Annotated in this window: 19 protein-coding genes; 9 read left to right on the top strand and 10 right to left on the bottom strand. The window is 70.4% G+C overall.

Annotation, left to right across the window (positions count from 1 at the left end):
* Positions 1–22: 22 nt before the first annotated feature.
* The gene (locus RAB71_RS13100; protein ID WP_244170789.1) at positions 23–727 is read left to right on the top strand and encodes a TetR/AcrR family transcriptional regulator; all 705 of its coding nucleotides are present in this window, start codon (positions 23–25) and stop codon (positions 725–727) included.
* A gap of 19 nt (positions 728–746) precedes the next feature.
* Here the strand turns inward: RAB71_RS13100 and RAB71_RS13105 are convergent, their stop codons facing one another.
* Positions 747–2,318, bottom strand: a complete 1,572-nt coding sequence (locus RAB71_RS13105; protein WP_010342986.1) for a YdiU family protein — start codon at positions 2,316–2,318, stop codon at positions 747–749.
* Between the two features lie 267 nt (positions 2,319–2,585).
* Here RAB71_RS13105 and RAB71_RS13110 point away from each other — a divergent pair, with 267 nt between their 5' ends.
* Positions 2,586–3,479, top strand: coding sequence for an alpha/beta hydrolase (locus RAB71_RS13110; RefSeq protein WP_010342984.1), 894 nt, complete (start codon positions 2,586–2,588; stop codon positions 3,477–3,479).
* 33 nt (positions 3,480–3,512) lie between these two features.
* Here the strand turns inward: RAB71_RS13110 and RAB71_RS13115 are convergent, their stop codons facing one another.
* Together RAB71_RS13115 and RAB71_RS13120 are read right to left on the bottom strand one after the other, a co-directional pair.
* Positions 3,513–4,205: a glutathione S-transferase family protein gene (locus RAB71_RS13115; protein ID WP_010342983.1), complete on the bottom strand. Its 693-nt coding sequence runs from the start codon at positions 4,203–4,205 to the stop codon at positions 3,513–3,515.
* Positions 4,206–4,411: 206 nt separating this feature from the next.
* The gene (locus RAB71_RS13120) at positions 4,412–4,621 is read right to left on the bottom strand and encodes a cold-shock protein (protein WP_006451993.1); all 210 of its coding nucleotides are present in this window, start codon (positions 4,619–4,621) and stop codon (positions 4,412–4,414) included.
* A 484-nt stretch (positions 4,622–5,105) separates the two neighbouring features.
* Between RAB71_RS13120 and RAB71_RS13125 the strand changes: the two genes are divergently transcribed.
* The 3 genes from RAB71_RS13125 (at position 5,106) to RAB71_RS13135 (ending at position 9,105) form a co-directional block, all read left to right on the top strand.
* Complete coding sequence (locus tag RAB71_RS13125; protein ID WP_010342982.1) at positions 5,106–5,651, top strand: YaeQ family protein; 546 nt, start codon at positions 5,106–5,108, stop codon at positions 5,649–5,651.
* Entirely contained in the window at positions 5,648–6,844 is a 1,197-nt protein-coding gene (locus RAB71_RS13130) for an NAD(P)/FAD-dependent oxidoreductase (RefSeq protein WP_010342981.1), read from the top strand. Before RAB71_RS13125 ends, RAB71_RS13130 begins: the two co-directional genes overlap by 4 nt.
* A 188-nt stretch (positions 6,845–7,032) precedes the next feature.
* The gene (locus RAB71_RS13135; RefSeq protein WP_010342980.1) at positions 7,033–9,105 is read left to right on the top strand and encodes an EAL domain-containing protein; all 2,073 of its coding nucleotides are present in this window, start codon (positions 7,033–7,035) and stop codon (positions 9,103–9,105) included.
* Between the two features lie 85 nt (positions 9,106–9,190).
* Here RAB71_RS13135 and htpX read toward each other — a convergent pair whose 3' ends face one another.
* Entirely contained in the window at positions 9,191–10,075 is an 885-nt protein-coding gene (htpX, locus tag RAB71_RS13140; protein ID WP_010342979.1) for a protease HtpX, read from the bottom strand.
* A gap of 104 nt (positions 10,076–10,179) precedes the next feature.
* Between htpX and gluQRS the strand changes: the two genes are divergently transcribed.
* From gluQRS to phaR, 3 genes are all read left to right on the top strand, one after another.
* On the top strand, positions 10,180–11,106 hold the full coding sequence (gene gluQRS, locus RAB71_RS13145; RefSeq protein ID WP_010342978.1) for a tRNA glutamyl-Q(34) synthetase GluQRS: 927 nt from the start codon (positions 10,180–10,182) through the stop codon (positions 11,104–11,106).
* 60 nt (positions 11,107–11,166) lie between these two features.
* Positions 11,167–11,907, top strand: a complete 741-nt coding sequence (locus tag RAB71_RS13150) for a beta-ketoacyl-ACP reductase (protein ID WP_010342977.1) — start codon at positions 11,167–11,169, stop codon at positions 11,905–11,907.
* Positions 11,908–12,114: 207 nt separating this feature from the next.
* Complete coding sequence (phaR, locus tag RAB71_RS13155; RefSeq protein ID WP_010342976.1) at positions 12,115–12,627, top strand: polyhydroxyalkanoate synthesis repressor PhaR; 513 nt, start codon at positions 12,115–12,117, stop codon at positions 12,625–12,627.
* Positions 12,628–12,786: 159 nt separating this feature from the next.
* Here phaR and RAB71_RS13160 read toward each other — a convergent pair whose 3' ends face one another.
* From RAB71_RS13160 to RAB71_RS13185, 6 genes are all read right to left on the bottom strand, one after another.
* Positions 12,787–13,752 (bottom strand): TraB/GumN family protein, encoded by a 966-nt coding sequence (locus RAB71_RS13160; RefSeq protein ID WP_010342975.1) that lies wholly within the window; start codon positions 13,750–13,752, stop codon positions 12,787–12,789.
* Positions 13,753–13,765: 13 nt separating this feature from the next.
* Positions 13,766–14,695: a DUF1684 domain-containing protein gene (locus RAB71_RS13165; protein WP_010342974.1), complete on the bottom strand. Its 930-nt coding sequence runs from the start codon at positions 14,693–14,695 to the stop codon at positions 13,766–13,768.
* Positions 14,695–16,575, bottom strand: a complete 1,881-nt coding sequence (gene mutL, locus RAB71_RS13170; protein WP_104609470.1) for a DNA mismatch repair endonuclease MutL — start codon at positions 16,573–16,575, stop codon at positions 14,695–14,697. The genes RAB71_RS13165 and mutL overlap by 1 nt, the downstream gene beginning before the upstream one ends.
* Before the next feature lie 134 nt (positions 16,576–16,709).
* Positions 16,710–18,287 carry an N-acetylmuramoyl-L-alanine amidase gene (locus tag RAB71_RS13175; protein WP_104609469.1) on the bottom strand — a complete coding sequence of 526 codons (1,578 nt, stop codon included), beginning with the start codon at positions 18,285–18,287 and terminating at the stop codon, positions 16,710–16,712.
* An 80-nt stretch (positions 18,288–18,367) separates the two neighbouring features.
* Positions 18,368–18,853 (bottom strand): tRNA (adenosine(37)-N6)-threonylcarbamoyltransferase complex ATPase subunit type 1 TsaE, encoded by a 486-nt coding sequence (gene tsaE, locus RAB71_RS13180; RefSeq protein WP_010342818.1) that lies wholly within the window; start codon positions 18,851–18,853, stop codon positions 18,368–18,370.
* On the bottom strand, positions 18,850–20,337 hold the full coding sequence (locus RAB71_RS13185) for a bifunctional ADP-dependent NAD(P)H-hydrate dehydratase/NAD(P)H-hydrate epimerase (RefSeq protein WP_010342819.1): 1,488 nt from the start codon (positions 20,335–20,337) through the stop codon (positions 18,850–18,852). The genes tsaE and RAB71_RS13185 overlap by 4 nt, the downstream gene beginning before the upstream one ends.
* Positions 20,338–20,360: 23 nt before the next feature.
* On the opposite strand from RAB71_RS13185, the gene queG reads away from it, so the two are divergent.
* Positions 20,361–21,467 carry a tRNA epoxyqueuosine(34) reductase QueG gene (gene queG, locus RAB71_RS13190; RefSeq protein WP_010342821.1) on the top strand — a complete coding sequence of 369 codons (1,107 nt, stop codon included), beginning with the start codon at positions 20,361–20,363 and terminating at the stop codon, positions 21,465–21,467.
* Positions 21,468–21,470 lie beyond the last annotated feature (3 nt).

Below are 21,470 nucleotides of genomic sequence, written 5' to 3' on the forward strand. Positions count from 1 at the left end.
ACTCAAAGACAAAAAAACATTCATGAAGGGAAGCACAACCCTTCGCCAGCCGGGTGCGCAAGCAACGACCGCGACGCCCGAGATGGCGGCGGCGGCCGCGCCCGCTCGGCCGCGCGGCCGGCCGGCGCTGGCGCGCCCGCGGCTGCTGGCGGCGGCGCGCACGCTGCTGCTGGAGCATGGGCTGGACGTGTCGCTGGAACAGATCGCCAGCCAGGCCGGGCTGACCCGGCAGAGCCTGTACAACCACTTTTCCAGCAAGGCCGAGCTGCTGATGCAGGTGTTCGAGGCCTTGAACGAGGAACTGCAGGCGCGCTTCGAAAACATCGGCAGCGCCACCGCGCAGGACCTGCCGGCGACCCTGCGGCAGATCGCGGTGACCGTGCCGGCGCACCTGTACGCGCCCGACGCCCTGCGCCTGCATCGCCTGCTGGTGCAGGCCAGCGCGCAGATGCCGGACCTGCTGCAATCGCTGCACCTGCGCCGCGCCGGCCGCCTGCGCGAGCGCCTGAGCGCCCTGCTGCAGACCCTGCACGCGCGTGGCGACGTGCAGGTCGATGCGCCCTTCCTCGCCGCCACCGCCTTCATCGGCGCCACCTTCGGCTATGCATATCCCAGCGCGATGCTCAACGGACAGGCGCCGGACGCGGCCGCCCAGCAGGCGCTGGCGGAGGAAGTGGTGGCGACCTTCCTGGCCGCCTGGCGCTACCGCGGCGCGACCGCGTCCTGAGCGCACGCGCCGCCCCCGCTCAGGAACTGCACGACAGCATCGAACAGCCGGCCCGGGTCCGCGCCCAGTCCGGACGCTTCGCCGCGAAGGCCTCGCGTCCCGGCTGCTCGTCGTAGGGACGCCGCATCACCTCCAGCAGCTCGTCGATGCCGCCGGTGTCGCCCTGCTCGGCGCGGTCGATCGCCTGCTGCGCCAGGTAGTTGCGCAGCACGTAGCGCGGGTTGGCCGCGCGCATCTGCTCCGCACGCGCGGCGGCGGGCAGCGGATCCGGCTGCAGGCGCTGCGCATAGCGGGCCAGCCAGGCCTCGAACGCCGGCGCCTGCGCCGCCAGCTTGGCGGGGTCGTAGAACGCGTCGGCCAGCGCCGCCAGCGCCTGCGCCGGCGTCCACGGCTGCAGCGGCAATGCGCTCAAGCCGCGGAACCACAGGGTCATGTCGACCTCGCCCTGCTGCAGCAGATCCAGCACGTCGCGCATCAGCGCCACATCGTCATCGCCGCACTGTTGCAGGCCGAGCTTGGCCGCGATGTTGTCGCGCTCGGCCTGCGCATACTCGGAACGGAACCGCTCGAGGCCGTCGTGCAACGGCGCCACGTCGTCGAACAGCGGCGCCAGCGCCTGCGCCAGCCGACCCAGGTTCCAGTACGCGACCTGCGGCTGGGTGCCGAAGCGGTAGCGGCGCCCCTGCGCATCGGTGGTGTTGGGCGTCCACTCCGGGTCGTAGTCGTCGACCCAGCCATACGGGCCGTAGTCGATGGTCAGCCCCAGGATCGACATGTTGTCGGTGTTCATCACCCCGTGCACGAAGCCGACCCGCATCCAGTGCGCCACCATGCGTGCGGTGCGCGCACAGATCTCGGCGAACCAGGCCGCGTCGCGCGCGCCGCCGGTTCCCGGCAATTCCGGGAAATCGCGCGCGATCACCAGATCGGCCAGGCGCCGCAGCAACGCGATGTCGCCGCGCGCGGCCGGCAGTTCGAAACTGCCGAAGCGCACGAACGAGGGTGCCACCCGGCACACCACCGCGCCCGGTTCGGCGCGCGGGTGACCGTCGTAGAACATGTCGCGCACCACCGTCTCGCCGGTGCCGACCAGGCTCAGCGCGCGCGTGGTCGGCACGCCCAGGTGATGCATGGCCTCGCTGCACAGGAACTCACGGATTGAGGAACGCAGCACTGCACGCCCATCGGCGCCGCGCGAATATGGCGTGGGTCCGGCGCCCTTGAGCTGCAGCTCCCAGCGCCGCCCATCCACGCCCAGCGCCTCGCCCAGGGAGATCGCGCGGCCGTCGCCGAGTTGCCCGGCCCAATGCCCGAACTGGTGGCCGCCGTAATTCGCCGCGTAGGGCTGCATGCCCGGATAACGCGCATTGCCGGCGAACACCGCGGCGAACTGCGGCGCCCGCACTTCCTGCTCGGACAGCCCGAGCAAGGCCGCCACCTCCGGCGAGTACGCCAGCAGCCGCGGCGCCGCCACCGGCGTCGGCTGGACCGGCGACCACAGCGCGCCCAGCACCTCGCGGCGCCGCGGCCCGGTTTCCGGGTCGCCAGGCAACTCGGCGACGAAACGATTGTCGAAACGCAAGGAGGACATGGCAGACAGCGTAGAAGTCGCAGGCTTCATTGGAAAGTCCGCAAGGTGAGCATCCAGTGCACGTCAGGTATCCCCTGGGCCTGAAAGCCCCTCTCCCCCCGGGAGAGGGGTTGGGGTGAGGGTCCGCCCACCGCGAAATCAAGGCGCAAGCGCAACACGCCGCGCTTCTGCGGAATCCCCACTCCCCAATCCCAAATCCCCGCCCCACCTCCACTCGCCACCGACACCCCCATCCGGCATGCTCCGCGCTCCTCTCCGGGATCGCCCATGTCCGACCGTCCCTCTCGCCCCCGCTGGCCCCGCAACGCCCTGATCGCCCTGTCCTCGCTGCTGGTCTCGGCCTGCAGCAGCCTGTTCTTCGGCGGCCTCAACGCCGGCTCCTCGCGGCATGGCCTCAGCGAGCAGCGCGGCATCGTCTACGACGCCGCGCACGGCCTGGCGCTGGACGTGTACCGCCCGGCCGGGGTGCAGCACGCGCCGGTGGTGGTGTTCTTCCACGGCGGCACCTGGAAGACCGGCACCCGCCAGAACTACCGCTGGGCCGGCGAAGCGCTGGCGCGGCACGGCGTGGTCGCGATCGTGCCGGACTACCGCAAGTATCCGCAGGTGACCCTGGACGGCTTCATGCGCGACGCTGCCGCCGCGGTGGCCTGGAGCCAGCGCCATGCCGCCGAGTACGGCGGCGATCCGCAGCGACTGGTGCTGATGGGCCACTCCGCCGGCGCGCACATCGCCGCACTGCTGGCCACCGACGGCCACTGGCTGCAGGCGCAGGGCCTGTCGCCGCGGCAACTGTGCGGCCTGGTCGGGTTGGCCGGCCCCTACGATTTCCTGCCGCTGACCGACCCGGATCTGATCGGCATGTTCGGCCAGGACCCGGCGCAGCAGCGGCGTTCGCAGCCGGTGAACTTCGTCGACGGCGACGAGCCGCCGGCGCTGCTGCTGCACGGCGATGCCGACACCGTGGTGGAGCCGCACAACAGCCAATCGCTGCAGGCCGCGCTGCAGCGTGTCGGCGTGCCGGCGGAACTGAAGACCTATCCCGGCGTCGGCCACATGCGCCTGGTGCTGGCGCTGCGCAAGGACGACCCGGCGCTCCCGGTCATGGCCGACAGCATCGCCTTCGTACGCACCTGCCCGGCACGCCCCGCCGTCCGCTGACCACGCGGGAGGCGCGGCCCGCGCGCGGCGGACTCAGTCGTTCGCGCCGCCGAGCAACTCGAACGGGCCGCCCTGCTGCAGCGCACGCTGGTAGGCGGGGCGCTGCTCGATCCGCTGCACGAATCCGGCCAGATTCGGATGCGCCTGCAGGCCGATGCGCGCCGCCGCGGCCTGCACCGGGAAGCTCATCTGCACGTCCGCGGCAGTGAAGCGGTCGCCGGCGAACCAGCCGGTGGCCGCCAGCTCGCGCTCCATCCAGTCCAGGTGCAGGCGCACCTGCGGCCCGACGAAGCTGCGCATCGCCTTGTCGACGATGCCCTTGGCGATCGGCCGGGCGAAGAACGGCATCTTCGCCGAGCGGATCCGCCCGAACACCAGGCTCATCAGCAGCGGCGGCATCGCCGAGCCTTCGGCGTAGTGCATCCAGTAGCGGTAGCGCAGGCGCTCGGGCGAATCCAGCGGCTGCGGCGCCGGCGACAGCGTGCAGCCGGTGTCGTAGCGGTCCACCAGATAGTCGAGGATCGCTCCGGACTCGGCCAGCACGTGGCCGTCGTCCACCAGCACCGGCGACTTGCCCAGCGGATGGATCGCGCGCAGCTCCGGCGGTGCCAGCATGGTCTTGGGGTCGCGCTGGTACTTGATTACCTGGTACGGCAGCGCCAGTTCCTCCAGCAACCACAGCACGCGCTGCGACCGGGACTGGTTGAGGTGATGCACGGTGATCATGGCGGCGGCTCCGGCGACTGGGGGCCGCCATCGTAGCCGGATGCGGGTGTGAACCGGCGTGTGCATGGACATCGCCGCAGCGCTCGGCGCCACGCCGCGAATGGCCACAGCTGGCGCGAACACGCGCCCGACGCCAGCATCGCCCAAAACAAAAACGCCGGAAGCTTGCGCTTCCGGCGTTCGGCACCTTGCGGTGGCGGGCGTCCTTAGACGGCCTGCACCTGGTCAGCCTGCATACCCTTCTGGCCCTGCACGGCGACGAAGGTCACCTTTTGGCCTTCCTGCAGCGACTTGAAGCCGGTGCCCTGGATCGCGCGGAAGTGCACGAACAGGTCCGGGCCACTTTCCGGGGTGATGAAGCCGAAGCCCTTGGCATCGTTGAACCACTTCACGGTACCGCTCTGACGATCAGACATTTGCTAACTCCTGAAACATTGAATTGAAGAAATCGCAGCCATCGGAGATCGAGGCCGAGACTGAGTTGCAGGCGTTAGTAAAGCGAGCGGAACGATGAAGTGGATCGCGAGATCTACTGCACCAAGCCACGATTCACGGTGACTCTAGCAAACACAGTGGGGCCACCATACGCGGGTCGCGATCAAAAAGCGACATCTTTATGTAGACAAACCGGGATCCACCACAAGGAAGCTGAACCTCACCCTAAAGTTAGTGCCGGCGCGGCCGATCCTGCTGCCGATCCGCAAAAACTGCGCAAATCTGCCGCCTGCCGGGCAACGGCGACTGAGGCGCTGAGTGCCGCAGACACCGCCGCATCCACCCAGCGCTCCCCTCTCGCCTCTGCCATCCGACCCGGCAGCGATCCTCGGGCCCCACCCGCGGCACGGGTCGGCGGCAGCCCCGCACACCGTATCCTATTGCGCCCTCGATCCCGGTAGCCGCATGGCCCTCACCGCCACCCTCCGCAAGGCGGAGCTGCAGATTTCCGACATGGACCGCGGCTACTACGCTGCCCACTCCCTGACCCTGGCGCAACATCCGTCCGAGACCGACCAGCGGCTGATGGCGCGCCTGCTGACCTTCGCCCTGTACGCCGAGGAGCGCCTGCTGTTCGGCAAGGGCCTGAGCAGCGACGACGAGCCCGACCTGTGGCGGATGGACTACACCGGCGCGATCGAACAATGGATCGAGGTCGGCCAGCCCGACGAATCGCGGGTGCGCAAGGCCTGCGGGCGGGCGCGTTCGGTGGTGGTGGTCAACTACGGCGGCCGCGCCGCGGACATCTGGTGGGACAAGAACGCCTCGGCGCTGGGCAAGCTCAAGCAGGTGCAGGTGATCGACCTGCCGGCCGAGGCCGTGGCCGCGGCGGCCGAGCTGATCCAGCGCAGCATGCGCTTCGACGTGGTGATCCAGGACGGCGAGGTGCAGTGGCTGGGCGACAGCGGCAGCTTCGCCTTCACGCCCACGGTGCGCAAAGCCGCGGCATGAGCGCCGGGACCGCCCCCCTCCGCACCGATGTCGTGGTGATCGGCGCCGGCGCCGCCGGGCTGATGTGCGCGATCGCCGCCGGCCAACGCGGGCGCCGGGTGCGGGTGATCGACCACGCCAACAAGGTCGGCAAGAAGATCCTGATGTCCGGTGGCGGCCGCTGCAATTTCACCAATACCGGTACCGGGCCGGGCAATTTCCTGTCGGCCAACCCGCACTTCTGCAAGTCGGCGCTGGCCCGCTACCGCCCCACCGACTTCATCGACCTGGTCGAGCGCCACGGCATCGCCTATCACGAGAAGGAACTGGGGCAGTTGTTCTGCGACATCTCCTCCAAGCAGATCGTGCGCATGCTGGTGGACGAGTGCGCCGCAGCCGGCGTCACCGTGCGCACCGACTGCAGCGTGCGCGCGGTGGAACGCGGCAGCGAGGGCTTCCGCCTGGACACCGACGACGGCCCGGTGCAGGCGGATTCGCTGGTGGTGGCGACCGGCGGCCTGTCCATCCCCAGCCTCGGCGCCAGCGGCTTCGGCTACGACCTGGCGCGGCAGTTCGGCCACGCCGTGCTGCCGACCCGCGCCGGCCTGGTGCCGCTGACCCTGAGCGGCAAGCACCAGGAACGCCTGCACGACCTGTCCGGCCTGGCCTTGCCGGTGGAGGCCCGTTGCAACGGCGCAAGCTTCCGCAACTTCATGCTGATCACCCACCGCGGGGTCAGCGGCCCGGCGATCCTGCAGATCTCCTCCTATTGGCAGCCGGGCGACGACCTGCGCCTGGACCTGCTGCCGGGGCAGGACGCGGCGACCTGGCTCCGCGAACAGAAGCGCCTGCGCGGCGCCAGCGAACTGCGTACAGTGCTGGGCGAGACGCTGCCGCGCCGCTTCGCACAACGCCTGTGCGAGGTGTGGCTGCCGGACAAGCCGGTGCGCCAACTGGACGAGCCGCAGCTGCGCGCCGCCGCCGAGCTGCTCGGCGCCTGGCCGCTGGTGGCCAGCGGCACCGAGGGCTACCGCACCGCCGAAGTCACCCTGGGCGGCGTGGACACCGACCAGGTGTCGTCCTCGACCATGGAATCGCGACGCGTGCCCGGCCTGTACTTCGTCGGCGAAGTGCTCGACGTCACCGGCTGGCTGGGCGGCTACAACTTCCAGTGGGCCTGGGCCTCGGGCCATGCGGCGGGCTTGGCGGCCTAGCGGCCGGGAATGGGGACTCGGGAATGGGGACTCGAAACACCGCTCGTTGCGCGCGCGTCTCGGTCCGCCCGCGAACGTTCAGACACGATAGTCCGCTCTTGCGACTCCCCATTCCCGATTCCCCATTCCCGAACAACATGGACGCGACAGCGGGCATCGTGTATTAAACCCCGTCCCCGGGAGGCTTCATGCACACAGGCAAAGACATCACCCTCCGCCTGATGATCGTCGACGACAGCGGCGAAGACGCCGAGGCGATCGTCAGCAGCCTGCGCAACAGCGGCATCGCGGTGCGCCCGTCGCGGCCGCAGCACGCCGAGGAGTTGTCGGCGATGCTGGCCGCGCAGCCGATCGACCTGGTGCTCAGCGCACAGGCCCAGTCGATCCCGCTGCCGCAGGTGCTGCAGCGGGTCGCGGCCAGCGGCAAGGACATCCCGGTCATCGTGCTGGCCGAGCGCATCGACGAGAACGAATGGCTGGAGGCGGTGGCCGGTGGCGCACGCGCGATCGCGCTGCGGCAGCGCCCCGAGCACCTGCTGGCGGTGGTCCGCACCACCTGGGCCGATCTGCAGGCGCGGCGAGGGCTGCGCCGGATCGAGGCGCAGATGCGCGAGACCGAGCGCCGCTGCGACGCGTTGATCGCCTCCTCGCGCGATCCGATCGCCTACATCCACGAAGGCATGCACATCCGCGCCAACGACGCCTACCTGGAGATGTTCGGGTTCTCATCGTTCGACGACGTCGAAGGCGTGTCGCTGCTGGACATGGTCGCCCCGCAGCACGTGGAAGGCTTCAAGCAGGTGCTGAAATCGCTGAGCAAGGGCGAGCCGCCGCCGGCGCAGTACCAGGTGGACGCACGCACCCTGGAAGGCGACAGTTTCCCGGCGACGATGGAATTCGCCACCGCCAGCTACGAGGGCGAGGCCTGCGTGCAGGTGGTGTTCCGCCGCCGCGAGGAGTTCGACCCGGAACTGGCGCGCGAGGTCGAGGACCTGCGCCAGCGCGACCAGGTCACCGGCCTGCTCAACCGCCCCACCTTCATGCTGGCGCTGGAAACCGCCGTGGCCCAGGTCGGCCGCGGCGAGGGCCAGTACGGCTTCCTGCTGGTCGAGCCGGATCATTACGCGCGGCTGCTGGCCGACATCGGCCTGGATTCGGCCGACGCGCTGGTCGCAGCATTGGCCCAGCACCTGGCCGCGGCCATCGACGGCGACGTGCAGGCGGCGCGCTTCGGCGAGCACAACTTCGCGCTGCTGCTGGAAGGCGACTACGCGCGTACCGCGGCACTGGCCGAGCGCCTGCTGCAGGCCTACGCCAGCCATGTGTTCAGTGTTGGCGAGCGCTCGGCCACGGTCACCGTCAGCATCGGCGGCGTGCAGATCGGCGAGAAGATCGCCAGCGTCGGCCAAGTCCTGGCCCGCGCCAGCGAGAACGTGCAGGCGACCGTGGAGCTGGGCGGCAACGCCTGCAAGATCTTCGACCCGGGCGCGGCCGATCGCCTCGAGGAGGAGCGCGTGCAGCGCTGGGTGCAGCACCTGCGCGAGGCCCTGGCCGGCGACGGCTTCCTGCTGCACTACCAGCCGGTGCTGAACCTGCAGGGCGACCAGCACGAGCTGTACGAGGCATACCTGCGCCTGGAGCGCAACGACGAGCTGATCGGCCCGTCGACCTTCCTCGGCATCGCCGCCGAGCATGGCCTGACTGCCGAGATCGACCGCTGGGTGGTCTCTCGTGCGATCGCCGTGATCGGCGAACGCCAGCGCGCCGGCCATGCCACCAGCCTGCTGGTCAAGGTCAGCCCGGAGGCCTTCGCCGACACGCAGATGGTCGACCTGATCCGGCGCGAACTGGCGACGCACGGCGTGCCCGGCGACCGCCTGTGGCTGCAGACGCCGGAAGCCAAGGTGTTCACCCATCTGCGCAATGCCCAGCAATTCCTGGCCGACGCCACCGCCCTGGACTGCAAGGTCGGGCTGGAACAGTTCGGCTCCGGCCTGGATTCGTTCCAGTTGCTGGCGCACTTCCAGCCCTCGTTCCTGAAGCTGGACCGCGGCTTCACCCAGGACCTGACCCAGACCCGCGAACACCAGGACAAGATCCGCGAGATCACTGGGCGCGCGCAGTCTGCCGGCATCCGCACCATCGCCGAGTTCGTCTCCGACGCCACCTCGATGAGCCTGCTGTTCAGCGCCGGCGTCGATTACGTGCAGGGCGAGTTCGTCGGCCTGGCGGCGCCGGGGATGAACTTCGATTTTGCCTGAGGGGCCGGGATTGGGGATTCGGGATTGGGGATTGGCAAAAGCCGCTACAGGCGCAGGTATTTGCCTGCGCCTGTAGCGGTCGACCTCAGCTCACTGTCGCGTTGACGTGCGAGGCGCGCAGGGTGGCGATGCGCTCAGCCAGCGGCGGGTGGCTCATGAACAGCTTGCGCAGGCCCTGGCCCAGGCCGCCGGCGATGCCGAACGCCTGCACCTGCGACGGCAGCGTGCTCTGGCCATGGTTGAGCTCCAGGCGCTGCAGCGCCGCGATCATCTTGGCGCGGCCGGCCAGGCTGGCGCCGCCGGCGTCGGCGCGGAACTCGCGGTAGCGCGAGAACCACATCGCGATCATCGTCGCGAACAGGCCGAACACCAGTTCCAGCACCATCACGATCGCGTAGTAGGCCAGGCCGCGACGGCCGTCGCGGTTGCCCGACAGGTAGCTGTCGACCACGCCGCCGACCACGCGCGCCAGCACGATCACGAAGGTGTTGAGCACGCCCTGCAGCAGCGCCATGGTCACCATGTCGCCGTTGGCGATGTGGCTGATCTCATGGCCCAGCACCGCCTCGGCCTCGTCCTCGGTCATGTTCTGCAGCAGGCCGGTGGAGACCGCGACCAGCGCGTTGTTGCGGTTGGCGCCGGTGGCGAAGGCGTTGATCTCCGGGCCGTCGTACACGGCGACCTCGGGCATGCCGATGCCGGCCGCCTGCGCCTGGCGCTGCACGGTCTGCAGCAGCCAGCGCTCGGTGTGGTTGCGCGGCTCGGTGATGACCTGCGCGCCGGTGGCGCGCTTGGCCATGAACTTGGACAGCAGCAGCGACACCAGCGAGCCGCCGAAGCCGAAGATCGCGGCCATCACCAGCAGGCCGCCCATCTGGTTGGGGTTGACCCCGAACACGGACATGACAATGCCGGCCAGGACCAGCACCGCCAGGTTGGTGATGAGGAACAGGACGATGCGATTGAACATGTGAGCGTGGGCTCCGCACTGATTAAATGGTAGGGATTGGCTCGAATCTGCGGTGTTGGCCGCTTGAATTCAAGCGCTTACCTGACCGAGGATTCAGCTTGCCCATGTCTTCGCCTCTCTACCGCGGCCGCTTCGCGCCCTCGCCCACCGGCCCGCTGCACCTGGGTTCGCTGCTCGCCGCCTTCGGCAGCTGGCTGTTGGCGCGCCACGCCGGCGGCGAATGGCTGCTGCGCATCGAGGACGTGGACCGCCCGCGCAGCGTGCCCGGCGCCGCCGAGCGGCAACTGGCCAGCCTGCGCGCCTGCGGCCTGGAGGCCGACGGCCCGGTGCTGCGGCAGAGCGAGCGCGACCCGGTCTACCGCGAGACGGCGCAGCGACTGCTGCAGGCCGGCCTGGCTTTTCCCTGCAGTTGCAGCCGCAGCGACCTGGCGGCGCAAGGCGGCGTGCACCATGCCTGCGTGGCGACCCAGGTCCGCGCGCACCCGGCGCTGCGCCTGCGCGTGCCGCCCGGCGCGGCCAGCGTGGTCGCCTTCGACGACGGCGTCCGCGGCCGGCTGCGCCAGGACGTCTACAGCGAGGTCGGCGATGTGGTGCTGCTGCGCGCCGACGGCTGCTGGGCCTACCAACTGGCGGTGGTGGTCGACGATGCTGCACAAGGCATCACCGACGTGGTGCGCGGCGCCGACCTGCTCGATTCCACGCCGCGGCAGATCCTGCTGCAGCGCGCGCTGGGCCTGCCGACGCCGCGCTACCTGCACCTGCCGCTGCTGCTCGGCGCCGACGGTCGCAAGCTGTCCAAATCGCATGCCGCGCTGCCGCTGGACGACGCCGACCCGCTGCCGGCGCTGCGCCTGGCCTGGGCGACGCTGGGCCAGCCGCCGGCCGCGCTGGCAGGCGCCGGATCGGTACGGGCGCTGCTGGACTGCGCGCTGCGCAGCTTCGACCCGGCACGGCTGCCGGCGCAGGACCGACGCGTGGACGCCGCAGCACCGGCCGCGCCCGCTATCCCCAGCGACATCAAGGCTGACTAGAATCGCACCCTGGGCCGCGCCGCGGCCGCCCTCCTTCTTTCTCTATCCGGAGCGACATCCATGACATCACGCGTTGCGCTGGTCACCGGCGGCACCGGCGGCATCGGAACCGCGATCTGCGAGCGGCTGGCCGCACAGGGCCACCGCGTGGCCAGCAACTACCGCGACGAGGCCAAGGCCCTGGCCTGGCAGCAGCGCATGCGCGAGCGTGGTCACGAGGTCGCCATCGTCCCCGGCGACGTCGCCTCGCCCGAACACGCGCAGCGCCTCATCCGCGAGGTCGAACGCCAGCTCGGCCCGGTCGAGATCCTGATCAACAACGCCGGCATCACCCGCGACACCACCTTCCACAAGATGACCGCCGAGCAATGGCACGAGGTCATCAACACCAACCTCAACTCGGTGTTCAACGTCACCCGCCCGGTGATCGAGGGCATGCGCCAGAAGCGCTGGGGGCGGGTCATCCAGATCAGCTCGATCAACGGCCTCAAGGGCCAGTACGGCCAGGCCAACTACGCCGCGGCCAAGGCCGGCATGCATGGCTTCACCATTTCCCTGGCGCGCGAGAACGCCAGCTACGGCATCACCGTCAACACGGTCTCGCCCGGCTACGTCGCCACCGACATGGTGATGGCGGTGCCGGAGGAAGTCCGCGCCAAGATCGCCGCCGACATTCCCACCGGGCGTCTCGGCAAGCCGGAGGAGATCGCCTACGCCGTGGCGTTCCTGGTGGCCGAGGAAGCGGCGTGGATCACCGGTTCGAACCTAGACATCAACGGCGGCCACCACATGGGGTGGTGAGCGGCTGAATCGCTCGGGCGGCGGCTTTCGCGCGAGGTAACGCTATCCCGCATTGGCCGCCACGGCGGCCTGCGGACGTTTGCTGCGCTGCGAATGCTGCGCAGCATGATTTTTTTGCTGCACCCGCGTGTTCAGGTACTTTCGGCGGTTGCAAGCCCTGCTGCGCTGCGCCATGCTGCGCGCCTACCGTCACAGAGCGATCGCTTCATGGCTGAGATTCGCATCATCAAGAAGTATCCCAATCGCCGCCTCTACGACACCGAGATCTCCAGTTACATCACCATCGAAGACGTCCGCCAGTTGATCATCGACGGCGAGGAATTCGAAGTCCGCGACGCCAAGACCGGCGAAGACCTCAGCCGCGCAGTACTGTTGCAGATCATCGCCGACCAGGAACAGGACGGCGAACCGATGCTGTCCACGCAGTTGCTCAGCCAGATCATCCGCTTCTATGGCGACTCGCTGCAGGGCTTCATGGGCAACTACCTGGAGCGCAGCATGCAGGTGTTCCTCGACCAGCAGCAGCAGTTCCGCCAGCAGATGGGCAACCTGCTGGGACAGACCCCGTGGACGATGATGAACCAGCTCACCGAGCGCAACCTGGAACTGTGGCAGGAGTTCCAGCGCAACCTCGGCGCCGGCTTCGGCCGCCCGGCCGCCGGTACCGGCAAGCCCGGCGAACCGCCGGCGGGTGCCGCGCCGAAGTCGCGTCCGCGCTGAGGATTGCGACCGGGTGGGTTCGGCGGGGCGCTGCGCGCCCTGCCCTCACCCCAACCCCTCTCCCGGCGGGAGAGGGGCTTTTGCTCTTCCCTTCTCCCATTGGGAGAAGGTGCCCCGCAGGGGCGGATGAGGGTACGGGCGAAGCCTCGCAGGCGTGTGTCAGCGCGACTTCGCCGACTTGCAACTCGCGCAGATCCGCTCGACCTTGTAACCGCGCGCACGCAGGCCGTCGACCACGCCGTCCGGCCCCAGCAGGTGCAGCGCGCCGACCACCACCAGGGTGTCGCCGCCACCGTCCTTCAGGCGCTGCTCCAGGCGCGGCAGCCAGGCCTGGTTGCGCTCCACGTCGATGCGCTGGTACAGCCGCGGATAGTCGCGCTTCATCTGCGCGCCGATCTCCTGCCATAGCTGGCGCTCGTCGCCGCGACGCCAGGCGTCGTGCAGGCGCAGGGTCTGCGCCGCGCCCTGCTCGGCATCGTCCAGCGCCTCGGTCAGCATCTGCTTCTGCTCCACCGGGTCCATGCCGTCGAGCAGGTCGATCTGCGCCTGCGCGGTCTCCAGGCCCTCGGCGGTCTTGCCGTCCTGCTGGGCCAAGGTCATGAAGTGGCGATCCAGCCCCGCATCGGCCTGCAGGCCCTGCGTCTGCATGTCGGCGATGCTGATGCTGAGGCCGACGAACCACGGCTCGAAGCCGCTCATCTGCGCCAGCGGCAGGCCGTGGCCGGCGGCGTAGCGACGCAGCCGTTCCCAGATGGCCGGGTCCAGGTCGTCCTGCAGCCGCTTGCCGTCGTGGCGCTGCGCCGCCTGCAGCATCTGCGCGCCCAGTTGCGGCGCGTCCACGTCCTTCGGAGCCAGTTCGAACAGCAACCGCGGCGACGCCGCATAGGCCGCATCGACCTCGCGGGCCAGCGGATAGTCGTCGGCCTTGAGCATGTGGAACGAGCCCAGCAGGTACAGCGTGCCGCGCGTCCCGCTGACCTTCCACAACAGCGGCGTCGGCGGCGCCACCGCGGGCGCGGCGGCAGGAGCGACCGGCGGCGGCGGCGTGCGGGCCAGTGCCGGCAGGGCCAGGCACAGCGAAAGCCCCAGCAGCAGGCGGCGCAACGGGCGCGGGAACGGGGTCATCGGCATCCTCGGGTCAATGGGCAGCGGCGTAGGCCTTCTCGCCGGCGTCCACCGCCAGGTCGAGGCGGTTCTCCGGCGGCGGCAGCGGGCACGTGGCGAAGGGCGTGAATGCGCACGGCGGGTCGTAGGCGCGGTTGAAATCCAGCACCACGCTGCCGTCGGCCGCAGGGGCGTCCACGTCCAGGAAGCGTCCGGCCGGGTAGCTGCCGCGGCCGCTGGTGCGGTCGGCGAACACCACGAACAGCGGCTGGCCGGGTTCGCCGATCGCCTGCAGGCGGTAGCGCTTGCCGCCGCGTTCGAACTCCAGCGCGCCGGGATTGGGCGATGGCGTGGTGACGCCGATGATGTCGACGATGGGCAGGGTCGTGCCCGGCGGGTTGGGCACGAAACGCCCGCGCACGCGCCAGGATTCGGCCAGCGGCCAGTACGGCACTCCGGTGAAGCTGCGCCGGGTCGGCGCATCGGCGTGCTTGACCCGCAGCGCGTAGCGGCCGCCGCGTTCGATCAGGCTGAGCTTGCCCTTGCCGTCGTCGAAGTCGATCACCGTCGGCTGCGGGTCATGATCGCTGTACAGGCGGATGCGCCCCTGCACCGGCGCACCGGCGACGCTGAGCGCGGCGCCGCGTTCGGGCGTCAGGTACACCTCGCGCCGCACCTGCGACACCAGGGCCATTCGCGCCGGCCCGACCGCCAGGCGGATGCCGCTGTCCGGGCCGCTGCCGACGTAGTGCTCCTTCAGTTCCAGCCAGTGCAGGCCGACCAGGCTGGTCCAGCCATCCGGCGCCTGCAGTTCGCGCTGGCGCTGCGCGCGCCAGGCCTGTTCGTCGGCCACGAAGCGCGCGTCCATCGCCTTCGGCGCGGCCGGCGCCGGCGCCTGTTTGCCGCATCCGCCCAAGGCGACGAGCGCTACCAGCAGCGCCGTCGTCCACACTTGCTTGTCCATCACCGCCCCCGCAGGAACCAACGATCGATCTCGCCCAGGGTGAACCGCGCCCAGGTCGGACGCCCATGATTGCATTGTCCGGAGCGCTCGGTGGCCTCCATGTCGCGCAGCAAGGCGTTCATTTCCGGCACGGTGAGGCGACGGTTGGCGCGCACCGCGCCGTGGCAGGCCATGGTCGACAGCAACGCGTCGCGCGCGCCGGCGATGCGGCCGCTGTGGCCGTGTTCGCGCAGGTCGGTGAGCACGTCGCGCAGCAAGGCCTCCGGCTCGGCCTGCGCCAGCAGCGCCGGGATGCTGCGCACGTGCAGCGACTGCGGCCCGCTGCGGGTGATCTCGAACCCGAGCGCGGCCAGCGTCTCCGCCTCGCGTTCGGCGGTATCGGCATCGCGTTCGCCGACCGCCAGGGTGATCGGCACCAGCAGCGGCTGCGCGTGCAGGCCGATGCCGTCGTGTGCGGTCTTCAGGCGCTCGTAGCCGATGCGTTCGTGCGCGGCGTGCATGTCGACCACGATCAGGCCATCGGCGTTCTCGGCCAGGATGTAGATGCCGTGCAACTGCGCGATGGCATAGCCGAGCGGCGGCACGCCGCTGTCGGCGGCGGTCGGCGGCAGGCCGCCGGCTGGGTCCTGGGTCTGCCGCGGCAGACCGGCGGCACTGCCCGCTTCCGCGGCAGGCGCGTACAGCGCCGCATAGGCGGCCGGCGCCTCTTCCACGCGCAAGCCCAGCGGCGATTGCGCCGGGCGCCACTGCGCGCCGTAACCGTAGCCCTGCCCGCCGCCACCACCCGTACCGCCGCCGTTCGGCGCGCCTGCACCCGCCCAGGCCGCAGCGCCCGCGGCTGGCGGCGGCAGCGCCGCGTCGGCGCCGATCGCGCCGGGCAGGCTGCCGGCGCGGGTCTGCGCCAGCGCGTCCTGCAGCGTGCGATAGACGAAGTCGTGGATCAGCCGCGCGTCGCGGAAGCGCACCTCGTGCTTGGCCGGATGCACGTTGACGTCGACCCGCGCCGGCTCCAGTTCCAGGAACAGCACATAGGCCGGCTGCCGGCCATGGAACAGCACGTCGCCGTAGGCCATCTTCACCGCATGGGCGACGCTGCGGTCGCGCACCGAGCGACCATTGACGTAGAGGTACTGCTGGTCGGCACTGGCGCGCGAGTAATGCGGCTGCGCGATCCAGCCATGCAGGCGCAGGCCGGCACCGCTGTGGTCCACGCGCAGCGCCTGCTTTGCGAAGTCCTCGCCCAGGGTCTCGCCCAGGCGCGCATCCGAGTACAGGTCGCCCGGCTTGTAGCGCCGCGATGGCTTGCCGTTGTGCGAGACGCGCAGCTCCACGTCCGGGCGCGCCAGCGCCAGCGAACGCAGCCACTCCTCGATGTGGCCCAGTTCGGTGCGCTCGGCACGCAGAAACTTGCGCCGGGCCGGCACGTTGTAGAACAGCTCGCGAACCTCGACCAGCGTGCCAGGCGGCAGCGCGCGCGGCTGCACCTCGCCGACCTTGCCGCCTTCGACCTGCAGGGCAGCGCCGTGTTCGTCGCCGGCACGGCGCGAGGCCAGGGTGAAGCGGCTGACCGAGGCGATCGACGGCAGCGCCTCGCCGCGGAACCCCAGCGTGCCCACCGATTCCAGGTCGTCCAGCGAGGCGATCTTGCTGGTCGCGTGCCGCGAGATGGCCAGCGGCAGTTCCTCCGGCGCGATGCCGCCGCCGTCGTCGCGGATGCGGATCAGGCGCACACCACCTTCTTCCAGATCGATGTCGACGCGGTGCGCGCCGGCGTCCAGCGCGTTCTCCACCAGTTCCTTGACCACCGAGGCCGGCCGCTCGACCACTTCGCCGGCAGCGATCTGGTTGATCAGGATCTCGGGCAGCTGGCGGATGCTCATGCCGTGTTCGCTCCATGCATGCGCAGGCGCGCACCGGGCTTGGCGACGGGAGGGAAACGACAGCAGGCAAAGAACATCGGCACGGCTCGCGGCGCGGACGCCGTCATCGAGGATCAGCCGTTAATGATAGCGCCTCAGCGGCTGCCGCCGGCCACGGTGCTGGCCGCTTCGGCCTCGGCCTGCGCGCGCGCGGCGAACAGCGTGCCCGGCGGCGGCTGCCGGGTGAAGAAGGTGCTGACGCCGTCGAGCACGGCGCCGGCGATGCGCCGCTGGTAGGCAGGATCGGTCAGCCGGCGCTCTTCGTCTGGGTTGGAGATGAAGGCGGTTTCGACCAGCATCGCCGGCATGTCCGAAGTGCGCAGCACCGCGAAGTTGGCGCGCTCGATCTCGGGTTTGTGGTTGTTGCCGATCCGCTTCAACCCGCCCAACACATGCCCGGCCGCGTCTTCGGAGGCCTTCATATGTCCGCTCTGGGCCAGGTCCAGCAACACGTTGGCCAGGGTGCTATCGGTCTTCTGCAAGCGCACGCCGCCGATCAGGTCGGCGGCGTTTTCCTTGTCCGCCAGCCAGCGCGCGCGTTGCGACGACGCGCCCTTGGTCGACAACACGTAGACCGAGGAGCCGGTGGCGCTGCGGTTCTCGGCGGCGTCGGCGTGGATCGAGATGAAGATGTCGGCCTTGGCCGCACGCGCCTTCTGCGCACGCATCGGCAGGGGAATGAACACGTCGGTGGTGCGGGTCATGTACGCCTTCATGCCCGGCGTGGCGTTGATCTGGCGCGCCAGCTCGCGACCGATCGCAAGGGTCACGTCCTTTTCGTGCTTGCCGCTCGGGCCGCTGGCACCGGGGTCCTGCCCGCCGTGGCCGGGATCGATGGCCACGATCAGCGGGCGCATGCCCGGCGCCATCTTCACTCGCGCCGCGGCGCTCGGCATCACCGGGCGCGCTTCGGCGGCCGCGGCCACCGCCGCATCGTCGTCCGCGTCGTCACGCTCGGAGGGCGCGTTCGCCGGCGGCGCGACTGGCGCGGGCGCAGGCGACGGCACGCTGCCAGGCGCAGGATGGCCGGGCGCCGCCGCAACGCTCGGCGCAGATGCAACGACGGTGGGCGCAGGCGTGGGCGCGGCCGGCGGCGGCACCGGGGTCGGCGCCGGCTGGCTGGCACGCTGCACCACCGACGAGGTCAGCGCCGCGGTCGCGCGCGCCGCTTCGGCGCGCGCATCCATTGCCGGCTTGGGCGTCGGCATCGGCGCGGCCTGGGGCAGCGGGGTAGCGGCTGTCGGCGCGTCGCCGGCGACCGCCTTGCCTGCTGGCGCTTCACCCGGCCATTCGATCACCAGCACCGAACTGCCGCCGATGGTCTGCATCTGCGGCTTGAACGCCACCACCTGGCTGCTCAGGTCGAAGACGATGCGCAAGGTGCCCGGCACCGGATGCCCGGTCCGCACCGCGCTCACCACGCCGCCGCCGGCCGGCAGCTTCAGGCCCTTGGCAGCGGAGGAATCGGGAAGATCGACGACCAGGCGGTTGGGGTTGGCCAGCGACAGCGTGCTGAAGCCACCGCTGCCCTGCAGACGGATCTCGGCGCGGGTGCCGGTGGCGCCGTTGTCGAGCGAGACCGACTGCACCTGTCCGGCAAACGCCATCTGCGCCGCCAGGCACCAGCCTGCGGCAGCGGCGAAACTGGCGAAAAAACGGGTCCCCGGGCGCATAACGCGATTCAAACATCGCCGGGAGTCAAAGGCAAGCGGTTTTCCCTTAATAATCCATAACCTGCCTTCACTTTCTAGCGTCAGCCGGCAAAAAGTCCCTGCAAGTCGGCCTGTCCACCCACCCGGGCCAGCCATGCGGCGCCCGCCTCAGTGCGCGCCTGCAGGGCGACGCTGCGCCCGTCGCCTCGCACTGCTGCCAACCGCACCTCGACATCGGCCGGGGCCAGCACGTCGCCGCCGCGTTCGGGCCATTCCACCAGCCACAGCGTGGCCCCGCCCTCGTCCAACCCCAGAAAATCCAGCTCGCCGGCCGCGCCGATGCGGTATAGATCCAGATGCCAGGCTTCGCCATCGGCCAGCGGGTAACGCTCCACCAAGGTATAGGTGGGGCTGCGGATCGCCCCCTGCACGCCGAGTGCGCGCAGCAGCGCCCGCGCCAGGGTCGATTTGCCGGCGCCCAGATCCCCGTGCAGATGTACCGAGGCCTGCGTCGGGCGGGTCACGGCCAGCGCGCGACCGAGACGTTCGGTGGCGTCGCTGTCGGGCAGGAACAACATGAGGCTCATGATTCGGATTCCGGATTGGACAGGCGCCGCAGCGCCGGCAATAGATCGGTCGGCAGCAGCCCGCGCTGGCCCGCGGCAGCAGCGCGATCGCCGGCGCCGGCATGCAGCAGTGCGCCGACGCTGGCCGCCTCGAACGCCGACAGGCCCTGCGCGCGCAGCGCCGCGACCACCCCGGTCAACAGATCGCCCATGCCGCCGACCGCCATGCCCGGATTGCCGGCGGCGATCACCCGCGGCGTCTGCCCCGGCGCGGCGACCAGGCTGCCGGCACCCTTCAGCACCACCGCCGTCTGATAGCGCTCGGCCAAGGTCGCGGCGGCCGCAAAGCGATCGCGCTGCACCTCGGCGGTGGCGATACCGAGCAGGCGCGCGGCCTCGCCCGGATGCGGGGTCAGTACCGCCTGCGGGACGGGCCGCGGCGACTGCGCAAGCAGGTTCAATGCATCGGCGTCCAGGATCAGCGCGCGGTCCGAATCGGCCAGGACCGTCTGCCACAGCGCCCGCGCCCAATCGTCCTGACCCAGTCCGGGGCCGAGCGCGACCACACTGGCCTTGTGCAGCAACGGCGCCAGTGTCCCTGCATCGTCGATCGCATGCACCATCGCCTCCGGACAGCGCGCCAGAAGCGGCGCCACGTGCGCGCCACGGGTGGCGACGCTGACCAGGCCGGCGCCGCTGCGCAGGGCCGACTCGGCGCTCAGCATCACCGCCCCGCCGCTGCCGAGGTTGCCGCCGACGCACAGCACATGGCCGGAATCGCCCTTGTGGCTGTCCTGCCGGCGCGGCGCCAGACGGCTGCGCAAGGCGCCGACGGTCCAGGCCTGTGCGCGCGGCGCGCAACCGGCGAACGCAGCCGGCGGCACCTCCAGCGTCGCCAGTGCGCGCTCGCCGACATGGTTCAAGGCCGCACCGGTATGCAGGCCGGCATGGGCGACGATGAACTGCAAGGTCAGCGTCGCCGGCAACACCGCGCCGGGCACGCTGCCGGTTTCGGCGTCCACGCCGCTGGGCACATCGAGCGCCAGTACCGGCGCGCCAAGTCCGCCCAGCGCGCCGAGCAGCGCCGCCAGTTCGGCGTCCGGCGCGCGATTGAGGCCGATGCCGAGCAACGCATCGACCACCACTTCGGCCGGCGCCAGTGCCGCGTCGAACTCCTCGATGCGACCGCCGACGCCGATGTAGTCGGTGCAGGCGCGCTGCGCCAGCGGCGACTGCGGACCGCGCCCGGGCAACTGCAGCAGGCGCACCTGGCGTCCGGCGCGATGCGCCAGCCGCGCCAGCACGTAGCCATCGCCACCGTTGTTGCCGCTGCCGCAGGCCACCAGGATGCGCTGTGCCTGCGGCCAGCGCTGCAGCAGCGTCTGCCACGCGGCCTGGCCGGCGCGCTGCATCAGCGTGTAGCCGTCGCCGCCCAGCAGCGCGGTGGCCTGCGCATCGATGCGGCGCGCGGCCGCGGTGGCATAGAGATCGAAGCAGTCGTACATGCACGGGATTCTATACTTGCGCGATGTCCGCCCGTCTCGACATCGCCGATCCCCACGCCGCCGCCGCGCGCATCCGCGCGCTGGCGCGCACGTTCGGCTTCCAGCGCTGCGGCATCGCCGGCATCGAACTGCAGCAGGACGAGGCGCATCTGCGCGACTGGCTGCAACAGGGCCTGTACGGCACGATGCACTGGATGGCCCAGCACGGCGACAAGCGCTCGCGCCCGGCGGAGCTGATCCCCGGCACGTTGAGGGTGATCTCGGTGGGCCTGGACTACGGCCGCAATGACGACGATTCGGCCTGGGACACGCTGCACGACGGCGAGCGCGCCTACGTCGCGCGCTATGCGCTGGGCCGCGATTACCACAAGCTGATGCGCAACCGCCTGCAGAAGCTGGCCGAGCGCATCCAGGACGAGATCGGCCCGTTCGGCCACCGCGTGTTCGTCGATTCGGCGCCGGTGCTCGAACGCGCCCTGGCGCGCGACGCCGGCCTGGGCTGGATCGGCAAGCACACCTGCCTGATCGACCGCAACGGCGGTTCCTGGTTCTTCCTCGGCGAGATCTACGTCGACCTGCCGCTGCCGATCGATCCGCCGGCCAGCGCGCACTGCGGCACCTGCACGCGCTGCATCGACGTCTGCCCGACCCAGGCGATCGTCGCGCCGTACCGGCTCGATGCGCGCCGCTGCATCGCCTACCTCACGATCGAGCACGATGGCGCGATTCCCGAGGAACTGCGCCCGGCGATCGGCAACCGCATCTTCGGCTGCGACGACTGCCAGCTGATCTGCCCCTGGAACAAGTTCGCCAAGCGCAGCGACGAGCCGGACTTCCGCGCGCGCAACGACCTGGACAAGGCGACGCTGGCGCAGTTGTTCGCCTGGGAGGAAGACGAATTCCTGCGCCGTACCGAAGGCAGCGCGATCCGCCGCAGCGGCCACGAACGCTGGCTGCGCAATATCGCCGTGGCGCTGGGCAACGCGCCGACCACGCCACAGGTAATGGCCGCGCTCGGCGCGCGCGCGCAGCATCCCTCGCCGCTGGTGCGCGAGCACGTGCAGTGGGCGCTGGCCCGGCACGCAGCCACGTCGACGCAGCCGGACGCAGCTGCCGACGTGCGAGGATAGGCG

It is taken from the genome of Xanthomonas sacchari, from assembly GCF_040529065.1.
In the GTDB taxonomy this organism is placed as follows: domain Bacteria; phylum Pseudomonadota; class Gammaproteobacteria; order Xanthomonadales; family Xanthomonadaceae; genus Xanthomonas_A; species Xanthomonas_A sacchari.